This window comes from Stappia sp. WLB 29, from assembly GCF_023507705.1.
Lineage (GTDB): Bacteria > Pseudomonadota > Alphaproteobacteria > Rhizobiales > Stappiaceae > Stappia.
This window is the reverse complement of record NZ_JALBGD010000017.1, coordinates 1-14,993: the sequence shown is the minus strand read 5'-3', so window position 1 is coordinate 14,993 and position 14,993 is coordinate 1. Positions and strand designations below refer to the sequence as shown.

Here is a 14,993-nt window from a genome sequence, read left to right as displayed (position 1 = left end):
GCCGGAATAAGGTGGAGCAGAACATGAAAGCGATCGTGACGAAGCAGTTTCCCGGGCGGCCGGACAATGAGGTCATGACCCGGCAGATCGAGGTCGGAGAGGAGATCACCGGCAGTCTCGCCGAGGTGGCCGTGTCGGAAGGATGGGCCGAGGAAGCGGGCGCCAGCTCGCGGAAGTCTTCGCCCAAGAAGGCGAAGCCCGCCAAGAGCGACAGCGAGAAGACCGGCGAAGACGATCCCGCCTCCGCTTCCCAGGACCCGGCCGCCGGCAATGACGGTGAGGCGCAGAACGACCCTGCCGGCGAGGGCAGCGGCGAAGATACCGCGGACAAGTGACCATGATCCACGCGCAGGCCCCCACGCGCCTCGTGGCGCCGAGCGAACCGATGGTGTCGCTCGCCTCGGCAAAGCAGCACCTGCGCGTGGACCATGAGGAAGACGACGCGCTGATCACCTCGATGATCGAGGCCGCGACGGATCATCTCGACGGCTGGTCCGGGATCCTCGGCCGCTGTCTCGTGTCGCAGACATGGCGCCAATCCCTTGCCTGCCGTCCGGCGGGGCGCGTGCTGCGGCTGCCCTTCGGCGCCGTCAGTGAAGCGGAGATCACCTACTACGATCCGGACGACGCGCCGCAGACTTTCGCCGCCGACGGTTGGGAACTGGTCGAGGACGCCAGGTCGTCGATGATCCGGCTGCGCGACGGCGCGTCCTGGCCGAGCCTCGCCAAGCGGGCGGACGCCATGAGCGTCGACATGGTCGCAGGGTACGGGGCGGCCGAGCAGGTGCCGCATGCGCTGCGCACGGCGGCGCTGCTGCTGGTCGCGCATTGGTATCGCAACCGCGAGGCCGTGAATGTCGGCAACATCACCAGCGCGCTTCCGCTCAGCGTGGCGTCGCTGATCGCTCCCTATCGCCGAGTCGGCGTGTAACGGAAGGACCGGTCATGACCTTGAGCATGGATCTGATCACCCAGCTGTCGGCCGTCTATAGCGGCGACAACGACTTCGGCGGCCCGCGCTTCACCCCGGTGATGGAAAAGCGCCTGTCGCTGACCAACGGCACGGGCGTCAACCAGGCGGACCTGCCGTATTTCAAGGAGCGCACCGTCGCCAGCGGGGGCACCGACGACATAGACCTAGCGGGTGCGCTGGCGGATGTCTACGGCACCACCATCGACGCGGCCGAGCTGGTGATCTTCTACCTGATCAATCAGCCGAGAAGTGGGGCGGCCAACACCACCGCACTAACCATCGGCGGCGGGTCCAACCCGTTCCTCGGCTTCCTCGGTGGCACTGCACCGACGCTCGGCCCGATTGCGCCGGGCGGTGGTGTGGTGCTGTTTGCCGGCGCTGCCGCGGGGCTCGGCACGGTGACGGCCGGCACCGGCGACATCATCCGCATCGCCAACGGGTCCGGCGCGGCGAACACCTACCAGATCGCCCTGGCGGCGCGGAGCGCCTGACGCCATGAGCGCCGGAGATCTCGACTTCCGGCTGACCTTCGAGGAGCGTCGTCCGGTCGACGACGGCCACGGCAACACGCGCGCCGGCTGGGTCGCGTGCTTCACGAGATGGGCCGGCGTGATGCTGCTGAAGGGCGGCGAAACGGTGACTGCCGGGCGCATCGCCGGCCGCTCGTCTGGCATCGTCAAGGTTCGGGCCTGCAAGGCGACGCGCTCGATCACCGCCGGGTGGCGAGCGGTCGATGCCGACGACGGCACGGTGTGGAAGGTCAAGGAGCCGCCGCGCCTGACGCGCGACCGGGCATTCCTGGAAATGATGGTCGAGGCTGGGGGTGAGGCGGACTGATGGCCAAGGTGCGGATCAGGGGGCTGGTGGAGCTGGAGAAGAAGCTCGGCCGCACGATCCCCGATGCGGCAAAGAAGGCCGCCGGCATTGCCGCGCTCGACGGGGCGCAGGAGATGGCGGAGCTGATGTATTCCCTTGCGCCGGAAGATGACGGCGATCTCAAGCGCAGCATAGAGGTTACGGGGCCGGGCGGGACCACGCCGGCCTACAGCCAGCCGGGCGGCAGCAGGACGGCGGGCGAGACGGAGGCGATCATCACCGCCGGCAACGACCGCGTGCGCTACCCGCACCTTGTCGAGTTCGGGGCCGCGCCGCACCTCGCCGGAGGGCTTTTCGAGGGTGCACAGCATCCCGGTGCGGAGGCACAACCGTTCTTTTTTCCTGCCTATCGCGCACTGCGACGATTGGTGCAAGGCAAGGCCTCGCGGGCGATCGGACGGGCTATCCGCAGCGCCTTCGGAAAGGGTGGCAGATGACGGCGCTTGTCGAGCTGCACGACCTGATCCGCAACCATCTGTTGGCGGATCCGGAGATCATGGCGATTGCCGCCAATGTCTACGACCGGGTGCCGGAGGAATCGCCGTTCATGGCGCCGGACGGCAGCACGCGCACGGCCTATATCCGGGTGGCCGGCAAGGATCTGCGGGATGCGGATGCCGACTGCATCGACGCGGTATCCGCCACGGTGCAGGTCGACATCTGGTCCGACGCCTATGGATCGATCGAGGGATCGACGCTGACCGACCTGGTGCGGCGTCGGCTGCGCCGGGCGCGGCTGGTCGGCGAGACCGTCGCCGTCAGCGGCTTGCGGGTCGAGCTGGTGCGCGTCTTTACCGAGCGCAACGGCGCGACGACGCACGGGGTGGTGCAGGTCACCGCCCATATCGAAGAGCCGGACTGACCGGCAATCACACTCAGAAGCAATGACCCCAGCTCCGCCGGCCTTTCCGGCGGCGCCAGCGCATGGAGAGTCGAATGGCAGCGCCTGTCTTTGAGGAATTCGAGGAAATGGTCCTTGAGGTGGAGTTCGACCCGGACGGAACTCCCGGCACCTATACCAAGATCTGCGGACTGCTCGGCGTGCAGATCAACCGCTCGGCAAATGTCGACACCAGCGAGACGCCGGCGGACTGCGAGGACGAAAGCCTGCCGCTGGATGTCACGCGCAGCGTCCGGTCCATCGACGTCACTGTGGGCGGGACGGGCTTCTGGGCGCGCGGAAGCCAGGGCAAGATGAAGACCTGGTTCTATAGCGGCCAGGCGCTCAACGCCCGTGTCACCGATGCCGCCGCAGCGTCCGGAGACATCGCTACGGAAAGCGGTCCGTGCCTGCTGACGCAGCTCAACAATGCGCGCGAGAAGGGGCAGCAGGTCTCGGCCGATATCCAGCTGACCTTCAAGTCTACGCCGACGCTGACGGCGGCGGCCTGATGCGGGCCATCGATCTGACATGGGCAGGAGGGGAACACCCCTTCCTGCTCACCATCGACCTGCTGCGCGCGCTGCAGGACCGATGCGATGCCGGGCCGGCGCATGTGCTCAAGCGGCTCGGCGACGGGACATGGCGCGTCGACGACGTGATCCAGCCTATCCGCCTCGGTCTCGAAGGCGGCGGCATGGCGAAGGCCGAGGCGCGCGAGATGGTCACGCGGCATGTGGAAGACCGCCCGCTCACAGCGTCGGTGCTGACCGCGCAGGCGATCATGATGGCCGCGCTCTACAGCGGCGACGAGGCCGACCGGGGAAAAACGAAGGCTCCGGCGACCGGGACGCGAAAGCGCACCCGCGCGGGCTGATCCGCTGGAGCGACATCTACAAATGGGCGGGCGTCCTGATGCAGCCGGTCGGCTGCATGACGCTTGCCGAATTCCGGTGGGCGGTCGCCGGCTGGAGCGAGGCGAACGGGGTGAAGCCGCGGCGCGAGATCAGCACCGCTCGGCTCGCCGCAATGGGCGTGGAAGGCTTCGAGGATGGCTGACGACACACAGCGTCTGATCGTCTCGCTGGAGGCGCAGGTGACGAAGTTCGAGCGCGCCATGAACAAGGCGAACCGGGAGGCGATGAAGAACCTTCGCCAGATCGAAAAGCGGTTCGACGAGGCAAACGGCAATCTGACCGAAGGACTGCGGCGGGTCGGCGGCGGGCTGCTCGGCGCTTTCGCCGGTGTCGAGGTGGTGCGTGCTGCCACGCGCTTTGCCGATGCGGCCACGCGCGTCGAAAACTCGCTCAAGGCGGCCGGCCTTGCGGGCGACGAGCTGACACTGGTCTACGACCGGCTGTTCCAGTCGGCGCAGAATAATGCGGCGCCGCTGGAGTCGCTGGTGCAGCTCTACGGCCGCGCGGCCATCGTCCAGAAGGAGTTGAACGTCACCACTGCCGAACTGCTGGACTTCACCGACAAGGTGGCGCTGGCGCTGCGGGTTTCCGGACAGTCGGCCGAAGAAGCCAGCGGCGCCCTGCTGCAGCTGTCGCAGGGTCTCGGCTCCGGTATCATCCGGGCGGAAGAATTTAACGCGATCCTGGAAGGCGCCTTGCCGATCGCACAGGCGGCAGCTGCCGGTCTTGAAGAGGCAGGCGGCTCGGTCTCCAAGCTGCGAAAGCTGGTGACCGACGGCAAGGTTTCTTCGGAGGCGTTCTTTCGGGCGTTCCAGGCCGGCGCGGTGACGCTGGAGGAGCGCGTCGCCAGCGCCGAGACGACGGTGTCGCAGCAGTTCGTGCGATTGCAGAACGTGCTGATCGACACGGCCGGCAAGATGGACGACGCGACCGGTGCCGGCGAGACGTTGCGCGACACGCTCGGCGGCATGGAAGAGGTGATCCGGGCGGTCGGCGATTATTTCCGCGACAACACCAAGCCGATTCAGGAATGGACAGGTGCGATATCGGGGGCATGGAAGGCCGTCGAGGATTTCAAGGAAGCCGTGCGCAACGGCCTCGGCCTGCAGGAGCTGGACGACTTCCTCGAAGGCACGAGCCTGATCAAGGGCACATTCGGAAAGTTGTCCGCGCAACGCGGAATGGTGCCGGCGGCTGGCCAGGATATTGTTCGGCAGCTCGAAGAGAAGTTGGCCGAGCGGCAGAACCTGAGCGCGACGGCAATTCAGAACGGTTTTGCCGCCGCGCTTGACCGAGACATTGCCGAGCTGGAGAGAAGGCTTGTCGAGATCGAGACCGGCACGAGCGGCGGGCCTCGACGCGGCGGATTGACCGGCTCCAGCGTGCGCCCGCCGCTTGCCGATGCGCCGCCTTCGCCCGCGGGTGCGCCGCCGCCCCTGCCGCCGACCCGACCGAGCGGCAGCAGCGGCGTGCAGACCGTCTCTATCAACGATTACAAGGTCACCGGAGACGACAAGAAGGGCAAGCTCAACGCCTATCAGCGCGAGCTTGCCCAGATCCGCGAGGCGACCGAGGCGCTGCGCGACGAGACCAATGTGCGCAAAGGGTTGAACCCGCTGGTCGACGACTACGGCTACGCGGTCGAGAAGGCGCGAGCGCGGCGCGAGCTGCTGACCGCCGCCGAAAAGGCCGGTGTCAAGGTCGGCCCGGAGCTGGAAGCCCAGATCAATGCGGCCGCCGAAGCCTATGCCACGGCGAGCGTCGAGGCGCAGAAGCTGGCGGAAAGCCAGGCCGAGGCGGTGGCCAATGCCGAGGAGATGCGCGACACGCTGCGGCAGTCGGTCGGCAACATCGTCGACGATCTCATTGCCGGACGGAACGCGGCCGAGGCCTTTGCCGATGCGCTCGCGGATGTCGGCTCGCGGCTGCTCAATGTCGGCCTCGACACGCTGTTCGGCATGAACGGCACCCGCGGCGGGAGCGGCGGACTCCTAGGCGGCACGATCATCCCCGGCATCCTGCAGGAAACGCCGGGGGCGAAGAAGGCCGCGGCCACGCTCGACCGGAACATGCCGAGCCCGATGGACCGTCGATCGCCGCCGCCGCCGCTGTTCAACCCCGGCGAAACCGACATCCGCAAGGTCGCGGCGCAGCAGGGCGGCGCGGCATCTCAGGTGCATATCAGCCTGTCGCCGGGCCTCGAGGCGGCGATCCTCGCCGAGGCGAGGGGGCAGGCGGTCAAGATCGTCGGCGAGAACAACCGGCGCGCCGTGCCCCGCATCGCGCGGGACGCCGCGGGGCGCGCAAGGCGCATGAGCACCCGCCCCGGCTTCGAGGATTGACACGATGGCAATCACCTTTCCGCGGGATCTGCCGGCCGTGCTGCGCGTGCCGGGAGAGGATTTCCGGCTCGACCGGTACATGCAGGTCAACCGGTTTCGCGGCGGGACCGAGGATGTGATCGAGGTGGCGCAACCGCGCTGGCGCATCGCCTGGAACCTCGGCGCGGTGGACGATGCGACCTATCAGGAGATCGAGGCTTTCCTGGAAAGCCTGCTCGGCGGCGCGCGCGAGTTCCTGGCATGGCGCCGCAACCGTCCGCTGCCGCGCATGTATCGAGGCGGCTTTGACGGGCTGACCCGTCACGGCGGCGGCGCCTTCGACGGGACGGCGACCGTCACTGCAATTTCCGCCACCGGGCTGACGCTGGCGACGCTGCCGACCGGCTTTGCCTTCAAGGCCGGCGACATGATCGGCCTGGTCGAAGACGGGCGCTACGGGCTGCACATGGCGATGGAGGATGTGACCGCCACGGCCGGGGTCGCCAGCCTGACGGTGGAACCGAAGATCATGACCTCGCAGTTCACCACGGCGGCGGTCGCGAACCTCGACCGGCCGAAGGCGAAATTCATCCTGCAGACCTGGTCCGGCGAGCGCGCGCACGAGCGCCTGCCGATGACCATCGAAGCCTATCAGCGGCTGACCTGACATGCAGTCCATTCCGAATGACATCCAGGCGCTGCTGGACAGCGGCCGATACGGCATCCGCGACGCCATCCTCTTCGACTTCGCCGAAGGGACCTACGGGCTGTGGTGGGGCGAGGGCGAGTTCGCGTGGAACGGCGTCACCTTCGTCGGCGCCGGCGATATCCTCGCCATCGACGATCCGACGACATCGACGGGCGGCGACGAGGCTGCCTTCACCCTGCGCCTGTCCGCCGTGCCGAACAGCGAACTGACGCCGGACATTCTCGGCAGCCTGCGCGGCTATGGCTATCGCGGACGGCCGGTGCTGCTGCTGCGCTTCCTGTTCTCGCTGGAGACCGGCGCCTTGGAAGGCTCGGTGCCGCTGTCGATGTCGGAAGGCATATTCGACGTGCTGGACACCGAGGACGATCCGGCTGGCGGATATGCGCTGGTCGCGCGGATCAGCAGTGGCGAGTCGGACCTGCGCAAGGCCGGCTATCTCAAGCGCGGGGTAGAGACGCAGAAGGCGATTGCCGGCGGCGTCGACGATCCGTTTTTCGAACATGCCGGCTCGACGGCCGTCACCCGCTACAAGTGGGGGGCGCAATGATCGGACTTTCCCGTGCGCCCCGGCTCGACGGCTGGGAAGAGCGCCTGATCGCGGCGCTGTCGGGCCATGCCTCCCGCCCCTTCGAATGGGGCGGAAGGCGAGGCGGCAGCGACTGCCACATGCTGGCCATGGACTGCGTCATGGCCGTCGTCGGCGTCGATCCCTATCCGGACGAGCGCGGGCGCTACTCCACTCGCATCGGCGCGCTGCGCCTGTTCCGGAAGCGCGGCTTTGCATGGCTGACGGATGCCTATGACGCGGTGTTCGACCGGGTGCCGGCGTCGCTGGCGCGGCGGGGCGATATCGGCCTTGTCGAGGTCATGGACCCCGAAGGGGCTCGTGTCGCTTGCGCCTGCGTCGTCGCCGGGGCCGATGCCTGGGGCAAGGGTCCGCAGGGCACTGTCAGGGTGCCGACGCTCAGCCTGTCGGTCGTCTGGAAGGTGGGGGCGTGATGCGTCTCTCTCTCGTCGCTGTTCTTGCGCTGGTGCTGATCGCCTGCACGCCGGCCGAGGCGGCGCCGGTCATCGGCGCCATCGTCGCGGCCGTCGGGCTGACCGGCACGGCGGCGACCATTGCGTCCGCCGTACTGACCATCGGCGTCGGCGTCGGTCTGCAGCTCCTGGGCAACGTGCTGCGCCCGCGCCAGAAGGCGCAGCCGCCGGCCGGGTACGAGGCGGATGTCACGCTCGGCGGCGACGTGTACCAGCGGGCGATCTTCGGCCGCGCCGCGACCAAGGGGCATCTCGTCTATATCAACACCAGCGGCTCGGTGAACCAGCGGCTTGATCAGGTCTATGTGGTGTCCGCCGGGTGGTGCGACGGGCTGGATGGAATCCTGCTGGATACCGAAAGCCTGCCGCTGACACAGGTGGACAGCGGCACGGGGTGGACCAAATACGCGGTGACGCTGCCGGATGACGGCGGCACCCGGCGCCTGTGGGCAACGTTCTGGGACGGGCGGCCGGACCAGGCGTCGAATGCCACACTGGTGGCGACGGCAAACCCGTCCGGCCGGTGGACCGCCGCGCATCGCGGCCGGGGGCAGGCCTATGTTCATATCGAAGCGGACTATGCCGCGTCCGTCGAATCCTTCGCCGGGCTGCTCAACGGCAACCTGCTGACCTTCGTGGTGCGGGGGCTGCGGCTCTACGATCTGCGCAAGGACACGACGGCGGGCGGGAGCGGTTCGCATCGCTGGGACGATCCGTCGACCTGGGAGTTTTCCGAGGCGCCGGCGGTCTGCCTCTATAACTTCATGGCCGGGATCTATGTGAACGGCCAGCGGGTGATCGGCATGGGCCGCGCCCGCTACCGGCTGTTGTCGGCGCAGTTCATGGCGGCGGCCAATGTCTGCGACGAAACGGTGTCGGTGCCCGGCGGCGGAACCGAGCCGCGCTATCGCCTGTCGCTGATCGTCGACGACAGCCCGCAATACGGGCAGGCCGTCGAGCGGATGGTGCAGGCCATGGCCGGCCAGCGCATCGAGGGGCCGGGCTATCACGGCATCCAGGCGGGCGCGGCGCAGGTGCCGGTGGCGACGATCACCGATGCCGACCTGTCGGCGACGGCGGCGCTGTCTCACAGCAACAACCGCAGTTTTTTCGACCTGGTCAACGAGGTGTGGGGGCAGTTCCTGGACCCGGCCGCCGGCTGGCAGCCGCAGGACTATCCGGCCGTCATCGGCGATGCCGGCATGAAGGCGGCGGACGGGGGTGCGACGCTGCCCTCCGACCTCGACTGCACGCAGATGCCGAGCGGCACGCAGGCGCAGCGCTGCGCCACCATTGCGCTAAAGCGGAATCGGCACGAGCGGACGGCTCGCATTCCGGTCGGCCTGAAGTGGTGGCGGCTGGAGCCCGGCGACTGGGTCGTCTGGGACTCGGCCCGCTACGGCACCGTCACATTTCAGGTGGTGGACCGCACGCTCGACACAGATCGGCACCTTATCTTCCTGTCGCTGCAGGAAGTGTCAGCCTCGATCTTCACCGCCGGGGCGCTGACCACCGTGCCGCTGCCGCCGACGCCGCCGGGCCTGCCGGCGCGGCCGACGAACGTCTCCGGCCTGACGCTGCAGACGGCGACGGTGGAGGGCGAGGGCGGGCAGGCGGTGCCGGCGCTGGTGGTGGGCTGGGACCCGATCACCGACGAGACGATCCGCAGTGTCGAGGTGGAATATCGCCGGGTCGGCGAGACGGGTGCCGGCGAGCGGCGCAGCAGCACGCGGCCGGCCAGCGGCGACTGGGACGGGATCACCATCGCCGGCAGCCTGATGGCGGGCACCGACTACGAAGTGCGCGTCACCATCACCACGGTGCCGATCCGCCGCACGACATGGTCGAACTGGCAGCAGATCGAGACCAGCGGCGAGTGGCGGGTGCAAAGTGCGGGCGCGCTCTACAACGAGGCAACCGGCGCGACTGTGCCGGCGAGCGATACGCTCGGCGACCTGCGGTCCTCGATCTACGAGCAGCTGCACCGCATCACCACCGAGGCGACGCTGGCGGGGGCTCAGGTCGACACCCAACAGCGGGAGAGCCTGCGGACAACGGCGCGGTTTACCGAGACGCTGCTGCTGATCGCAGACGAGACGCAGGCGCGGGTGCAGTCCACCACCGCGCTGGAGGCGACGTTTACCGCCGAGCTGTCGACCCGCGCGACGATCACCTATGTCGACGATGCGGTCGCGACGGAAGCGGGCGCGCGCGCCACGGCCATCACGGCGGTGCAGTCGACGGTGGACGATCTCACGTCCGACGTGACGGTGCTGGCAGAGGCAATCGACGGCGTGGAAGCGCGCTACGGCGTGGCGGTGCAGGTCGGCGGCGTGGTCGGTGGGTTCACGATCACCGGACTGCAGCCGCTCGACGGCTCGCCGGTGGTCGATTTTGGCATCCAGGCCAACAGCTTCTGGATCGTCAACCCGGCCAATACCGGGCAGGCGCAGAGGCCATTCCTGTTCGTCGACGGTGTGCTCTACGTCAACGAGGCGGTGATCCCGACCCTGTCGGCGAACATCATCACGGCCGGCGTGCTCCAAAGCGCCAACGGCAAGGTGATGTTCGACCTGGACAACGGCATTTTGAGAGTGACGAGCTGATGACAGACCTGATTACCACCGTCCTGCCGGACGGAAAGGTCGCGATCTACCGCGGCCCGCAATCCGATCCCATCGAGGCCGACCCGCACGCGGATATCTCTCGTGTCCTGTTCCACTCGGCGCTGAATTACATCGTGGGGTCTGAGGTCATCAGCGGCACAGTGACGCTCACGGCCGGCGGCTATGACGCCAGCGGCAAGAAGATCTACCCGGTACACCCGCACGGGCGCGGATATGCCCCTCTCATTTTCGGCAAGGTGCTCAATTTGCGCGCCATCAACACCGAGGGCGAGATGCTCTTTCCGCTGCCACTGGTAACGGGCCCGGCGCCGTTTTCGGGGACGCTGCAAATCGGGAGTTCGCAGCAGGAACCTTATGGGGGTCAATACGTCCACAAGAACATCCAGCTCGGTGTTGACGAAACGCACATCACCATCACCGATGTCACGGTCCTTCTGGGCACCAGCCCTGGGTTCACCCCCTTCGACACGTTCGAGTACGCGCTCGACTACGAGGTCGCAATCACAAACTTCGCTCTGCCGGTGTGATCATGCCAGATGTCTTCAGGCTATCCGCAACAGAGTTCTACATGCAGGGCGGGCAGACCGTCGTCACCAATGAGACGCGCCATATCCGATTGAACGCGGGCGAGACATCTATCCCGATCTATTTCGGCCGAACCTTCGACCCTCAGTACAGTCCTTATGGGCAAGCCCTGGTCTTTGCGTCGTTCGGCGTCGCAGGGCTCGGCTGGTCGTCGCGAGAATACGTGATGGAGATCGACCGTCCGCCACTACCCACGGGGGTTTGACCATGGCAGGAAGCGTGGTGCTCGACGCCGGCCGGCTCCGGATGTGGAGCGGCGCAGGTGTGAAGACCTTCGATTCCGATGAAAGCGCGATGTACCTGACCGACATTTTTGCGGGCACGCTCAACCTGCCGGTGGTCAGCAACAACGCCAACCAGGACGACTATCGCGGGCAACGGATCTGGCCACTCTCCGGTGGGCCGCTGAAGGCTGGCTCGACGTTCGCCCAAGGCATGATCCGGATCGAGATGCAGCTCGACAGCCAGCAGATCTGGAACCGCGAGTGGATGGCGATAGGCGGCTCGCTCGTGACCATCCAGCGCGCGCCGCTTTACAACGTGGCCAATGTCGGGTGGCGGCACGTTCAAACGCATCTCCAGTATCTGACCCTGGAAATCCAGTCGAACGAACTCGTGATGGTCGAAGACCATGGGGTGAAAGGCCGCACCGGCATGCAGGGCTTCGGCTTCAACCTGCCGGCCGCGACCATCGACTATGTCATCGCCGTCGGCGGTTTCAACTGACGCTTCGGCCTTCCCAATCTCCCGTTTTTCCCGGCCCGCGCGAGCGGGCTTTTTCATGCGCGCAAGAGGTGCCACCGTGGCGACCGAAGAAGACATTCTCAACAGGCTCAACAGCCTGCTGGCGGCCTATGACGGGGTCTTGTCGGTCAGCGGCAACAGCAAGCTCTTGACCCTCGACCGCGGGGGCTCCGGCGACACGGCGGCGGTGGTCATCCAGCAGGGCGGCGCCGAGCGCTGGCGCCTGGGGCAGTTCGGGGCGGATGCCTTCGCGCTGCAGCGCTCGCCGACGGGCGCGGCGGTGGATTACACCGACGTGCTCAGCGTCAGCAGGAGCACGGGATTTGCGACATTTGCAGCCGGTCTGTCCGTCGGGGGATTTCTCGGCGTCGGCGTCGCGCCCTCCGCAGCGCTGCATGTTGGCGGGTCCGGCCGTATCCGCAATGACTTTCTGGCGAACGCCGTGACCTCAGTCGTATTTCACGACAGCGTCGGGCAGCTCTGGCGGAACGATCAGATCCGATACAGCGCAGGAGGACCCATCTTTCATTCATCGGCCGGCGAGGCGATGCGCGTCACGGCGACGGGTGTCGGCATCGGCACCAGCAGCCCGAACGCAGCGGCTGCGCTCGACATCACATCGACGGCGCGGGGCTTTCTGCCGCCGCGCATGACAACGGCGCAGCGCGACGCGATCGGCAGCCCGCCGAATGGCTTGGTCCTCTACAACTCCAGCACCAACAAGCTGCAGGTCCGCGCCGGCGGAGCATGGACCGACCTGCACTGACGCCGCCGAGGACAAGGAGCGATCATGAGCATCACTTACACATGGACCATCGAGCGGCTGGACACCGCGCCGAGCGTGGGCGAGCTGGCGGATGTCGTCACCTGTGTGCACTGGCGCCTCGCCGGTGAGGAGGGCGAGCACCGCGCCGAGATCTACGGGGCTGCCGATATGGCGGATCCGATCCCCGAGGCCTTCAGCGACTACGACACGCTGACCAAGGCTCAGGTTCTCGACTGGTTGGCCGACGCGATGGACATGGCCGCAGCCGAGGCCACGATTGCGGATCTGATCGCCGACCAGCAGGCGCCGGCCGTGGTGCCGCGCGCCGTGCCCTGGGAGTGAGCCGACCGCTCCGGACCGATTTCCCGCACCAATGAAAGGACAGGACATGACGACACCGCAGGGCGGCCAGCCGCTCGACCTCAACTCGATCCGTATCAACGGAGCCTACGACAACCTCGGCAACATCGTGAAAGAGATGGCGGCCAAGGCGGCCAACTATGCCGGCGAGATCGCCCGCGTACTCGCCGAAAAGGCGATGCTGGAGGAGGAGATCGCGCGGCTCAAGGCCGACAACGAGCGGCTGACCAAGGCGGCCGGCGAGGCCAAGGCAGCGCCGGAGAAGGCGAAAGCCTGACGGGGCGACATCACAACGGACTGAAGACCAAGGGGCTGCCGGCGGGCGGCCCTTTGTCGTTTCAAGAGGCGGACAACATGCAGATCAGCGATAGGGGACTTGCCTTCGTCGCCCGGCACGAGGGCTTCGTCAGCCGGGCTTACAAGGACCCGGTGGGGGTGCTGACCATCGGTTACGGCTTCACCATGGGCAGCCGGATCTTTGCCGACTACTGGCGCGCCAGGTATGGTCGAGGCCTCATGATGGGCGACACCATCGACCGCGCCACGGCCGACATGCTGTTGCGCAAGATGATCGACGAGGAATACGGGCGCGAGGTGACGCGGGTGCTTGGCCCGCTGCCGCAGCACCAGCACGACGCGTCCTGTTCGGTCGCCTTCAACCTCGGTCCGCGGGCGCTGACCTGGCGATGGGCTGTTGCGCTCAAGGCCGGCAACGTGAGCGGGGCGGCCAACATCCTCGGCGCCAATTACAACACCGCTGGCGGGCGCAAGCTGGCCGGGCTGGTGCGTCGCCGCCGGGAGGAGGCGCGGCTGCTGCGCGATGGCGATTACGGCGATGGCCGGGCCGCCAGCGGCGAGGCTGCGCGAAGCGCTGCAGCGCGCGGCGATGCGGCAGCCGAGGCCGGCGAGATGCTGGCTCAGCTCGGCTATCCGGTCACGGACCTGCCGGCGGCAATCCGCAAGTTCCAGCAGGACAATCCGCCGCTCGTCGTCGATGGCATCTGGGGGCCGGCCAGCCGCTCGACGGCGCAGCGCCGGCTGACGGCGCAGAGTGCCGGCACCGCGGCCAAGGTGATGGCGCCGGCGGCCGGCGCCACCGGTGTCGCTGCGGAGCAGGTGGCGGATGTCGACTGGACGACCATCGCCTATGCCCTCGGCACGACCGGTGCGCTCGCGGTGCTCGGCTATCTGGCCTGGGTCAACCGCGGCCGCATCTGGGCCGCCGTGCCGGCCGGCGTCCGCGGCGCTGTCGAAAACCTGTTTCGGGGCGGCTGATGGGCGCCCTGGCAGGCGTGGCGTGGTCGGCCCTGCGGTGGCTGCTGGGCAGCGAGGCCGGCCGGCTGGTGTTGGCCGGTCTGATCGCCGCCGCTGCGCTGTGGGCGCATGGCGAGTGGCAATACCAGCGGGGCAGCGATGCCGGTGCGGCAAGCGCGCTGGAGCAGGCGAGACGGGAAACGGAGGCGGCAATCAATGAACTGGCATCTGAAGCGGACAGGGCTCGCGTGCAGCGTCGTCTTTGCCTTGAGCGTGGCGGCATGTGGCGGCTCGCAGACGACGAGTGCGCAGCGCGATGACCTCAAGGGCTCGGCCCGGCTGATCGTCGGCACGTCGCTGGTCGGTGCGCGCGGGGCAAGCCCGCGCGATCAGGACGCGATCGACGAGACGGCCGCCGGCCTTTGCGGAGCCGGCGTGTGGACCCGGTCGGAGTGCGCCCGGCATGACGCGGCGACGAGCGGGGGCGGGTGGTGATGGCGGATTCCGAAAGCGACGGGATCCGCAAGGCCGTCACGGACCTGACAATGTCGGTCGGACGGCTGACGGGTACTGTCGAGGCGATGGTGGCCGAATTTCGCAGCGAGCGGGACTCGTCGGCCAAGAGCCGCAAGGCGGTGTATCAGGCGCTGGAAGACCTGCGGCACGAGCAGCACAGGGCGGCGAGCGAGATCAGAGACGTGTCCTCGCGGGTCGAGCGGATGGAGCCGGCCGTCGACGACTATAATAAGCGCCAGGTGCAGCTGGAAACGGGCGGCAAGCTGGCGCGCGCCCTGTGGTGGATCGGCGGCGGCGTGATGGTGATGGCCGTCTGGACGGCCAGCAACTGGGACAAGATCCTTGGGGCAATAAGGGGGTGGGGCGGACGATAGGCGACACGAGATGCGGCGGACATGCGCGAGCCCGGCGGGTCGACCCGCCGGGC

23 protein-coding genes are annotated in these 14,993 nt (G+C 67.6%); all 23 read left to right on the top strand.

Going from position 1 to position 14,993, the window contains the following annotated elements:
• Nucleotides 1-23 precede the first annotated feature (23 nt).
• The 23 genes from MNI96_RS21195 (at nt 24) to MNI96_RS21090 (ending at nt 14,940) form a co-directional block, all read left to right on the top strand.
• Nucleotides 24-335, top strand: coding sequence for a hypothetical protein (locus MNI96_RS21195; RefSeq protein ID WP_249696447.1), 312 nt, complete (start codon nt 24-26; stop codon nt 333-335).
• A gap of 2 nt (nt 336-337) precedes the next feature.
• Entirely contained in the window at nt 338-931 is a 594-nt protein-coding gene (locus tag MNI96_RS21190) for a head-tail connector protein (protein ID WP_249696445.1), read from the top strand.
• Nucleotides 932-945: 14 nt separating this feature from the next.
• Entirely contained in the window at nt 946-1,464 is a 519-nt protein-coding gene (locus tag MNI96_RS21185; RefSeq protein WP_249696444.1) for a hypothetical protein, read from the top strand.
• 4 nt (nt 1,465-1,468) lie between these two features.
• The gene (locus tag MNI96_RS21180; RefSeq protein WP_249696442.1) at nt 1,469-1,810 is read left to right on the top strand and encodes a head-tail adaptor protein; all 342 of its coding nucleotides are present in this window, start codon (nt 1,469-1,471) and stop codon (nt 1,808-1,810) included.
• Nucleotides 1,810-2,286: an HK97 gp10 family phage protein gene (locus tag MNI96_RS21175; protein WP_249696440.1), complete on the top strand. Its 477-nt coding sequence runs from the start codon at nt 1,810-1,812 to the stop codon at nt 2,284-2,286. The genes MNI96_RS21180 and MNI96_RS21175 overlap by 1 nt, the downstream gene beginning before the upstream one ends.
• Nucleotides 2,283-2,711, top strand: a complete 429-nt coding sequence (locus MNI96_RS21170) for a DUF3168 domain-containing protein (protein ID WP_249696438.1) — start codon at nt 2,283-2,285, stop codon at nt 2,709-2,711. Before MNI96_RS21175 ends, MNI96_RS21170 begins: the two co-directional genes overlap by 4 nt.
• A 74-nt stretch (nt 2,712-2,785) precedes the next feature.
• Nucleotides 2,786-3,241: a phage tail tube protein gene (locus MNI96_RS21165; protein ID WP_249696436.1), complete on the top strand. Its 456-nt coding sequence runs from the start codon at nt 2,786-2,788 to the stop codon at nt 3,239-3,241.
• Nucleotides 3,241-3,606, top strand: a complete 366-nt coding sequence (locus MNI96_RS21160; RefSeq protein WP_249696433.1) for a gene transfer agent family protein — start codon at nt 3,241-3,243, stop codon at nt 3,604-3,606. The genes MNI96_RS21165 and MNI96_RS21160 overlap by 1 nt, the downstream gene beginning before the upstream one ends.
• Before the next feature lie 56 nt (nt 3,607-3,662).
• Nucleotides 3,663-3,788, top strand: a complete 126-nt coding sequence (locus MNI96_RS21945; protein WP_283776620.1) for a hypothetical protein — start codon at nt 3,663-3,665, stop codon at nt 3,786-3,788.
• A complete protein-coding gene (locus tag MNI96_RS21155) occupies nt 3,781-5,988 on the top strand; it encodes a tape measure protein (protein WP_249696432.1) in 2,208 nt (735 codons plus the stop codon). The genes MNI96_RS21945 and MNI96_RS21155 overlap by 8 nt, the downstream gene beginning before the upstream one ends.
• A 4-nt stretch (nt 5,989-5,992) precedes the next feature.
• Nucleotides 5,993-6,634 (top strand): hypothetical protein, encoded by a 642-nt coding sequence (locus MNI96_RS21150; RefSeq protein ID WP_249696430.1) that lies wholly within the window; start codon nt 5,993-5,995, stop codon nt 6,632-6,634.
• Nucleotide 6,635: 1 nt separating this feature from the next.
• The gene (locus MNI96_RS21145) at nt 6,636-7,223 is read left to right on the top strand and encodes a hypothetical protein (RefSeq protein WP_249696428.1); all 588 of its coding nucleotides are present in this window, start codon (nt 6,636-6,638) and stop codon (nt 7,221-7,223) included.
• Nucleotides 7,220-7,675 carry a DUF6950 family protein gene (locus MNI96_RS21140; RefSeq protein WP_249696425.1) on the top strand — a complete coding sequence of 152 codons (456 nt, stop codon included), beginning with the start codon at nt 7,220-7,222 and terminating at the stop codon, nt 7,673-7,675. The genes MNI96_RS21145 and MNI96_RS21140 overlap by 4 nt, the downstream gene beginning before the upstream one ends.
• Nucleotides 7,675-10,320 carry a phage tail protein gene (locus tag MNI96_RS21135; protein WP_249696519.1) on the top strand — a complete coding sequence of 882 codons (2,646 nt, stop codon included), beginning with the start codon at nt 7,675-7,677 and terminating at the stop codon, nt 10,318-10,320. The genes MNI96_RS21140 and MNI96_RS21135 overlap by 1 nt, the downstream gene beginning before the upstream one ends.
• The gene (locus MNI96_RS21130; protein WP_249696423.1) at nt 10,320-10,868 is read left to right on the top strand and encodes a hypothetical protein; all 549 of its coding nucleotides are present in this window, start codon (nt 10,320-10,322) and stop codon (nt 10,866-10,868) included. The genes MNI96_RS21135 and MNI96_RS21130 overlap by 1 nt, the downstream gene beginning before the upstream one ends.
• 2 nt (nt 10,869-10,870) lie before the next feature.
• Nucleotides 10,871-11,131, top strand: a complete 261-nt coding sequence (locus MNI96_RS21125; protein WP_249696421.1) for a hypothetical protein — start codon at nt 10,871-10,873, stop codon at nt 11,129-11,131.
• A gap of 2 nt (nt 11,132-11,133) precedes the next feature.
• Nucleotides 11,134-11,652 (top strand): hypothetical protein, encoded by a 519-nt coding sequence (locus MNI96_RS21120; RefSeq protein ID WP_249696419.1) that lies wholly within the window; start codon nt 11,134-11,136, stop codon nt 11,650-11,652.
• Nucleotides 11,653-11,728: 76 nt separating this feature from the next.
• On the top strand, nt 11,729-12,436 hold the full coding sequence (locus tag MNI96_RS21115) for a phage tail-like protein (protein WP_249696417.1): 708 nt from the start codon (nt 11,729-11,731) through the stop codon (nt 12,434-12,436).
• A gap of 24 nt (nt 12,437-12,460) precedes the next feature.
• Nucleotides 12,461-12,778: a DUF7936 family protein gene (locus MNI96_RS21110; protein ID WP_249696415.1), complete on the top strand. Its 318-nt coding sequence runs from the start codon at nt 12,461-12,463 to the stop codon at nt 12,776-12,778.
• A gap of 46 nt (nt 12,779-12,824) precedes the next feature.
• Nucleotides 12,825-13,073 (top strand): hypothetical protein, encoded by a 249-nt coding sequence (locus MNI96_RS21105; protein ID WP_249696413.1) that lies wholly within the window; start codon nt 12,825-12,827, stop codon nt 13,071-13,073.
• Between the two features lie 77 nt (nt 13,074-13,150).
• On the top strand, nt 13,151-14,071 hold the full coding sequence (locus MNI96_RS21100; protein WP_249696411.1) for a lysozyme: 921 nt from the start codon (nt 13,151-13,153) through the stop codon (nt 14,069-14,071).
• Between the two features lie 195 nt (nt 14,072-14,266).
• Entirely contained in the window at nt 14,267-14,545 is a 279-nt protein-coding gene (locus MNI96_RS21095; protein WP_249696410.1) for a hypothetical protein, read from the top strand.
• Nucleotides 14,545-14,940, top strand: a complete 396-nt coding sequence (locus tag MNI96_RS21090; RefSeq protein WP_249696408.1) for a hypothetical protein — start codon at nt 14,545-14,547, stop codon at nt 14,938-14,940. The genes MNI96_RS21095 and MNI96_RS21090 overlap by 1 nt, the downstream gene beginning before the upstream one ends.
• Nucleotides 14,941-14,993: the final 53 nt, after the last annotated feature.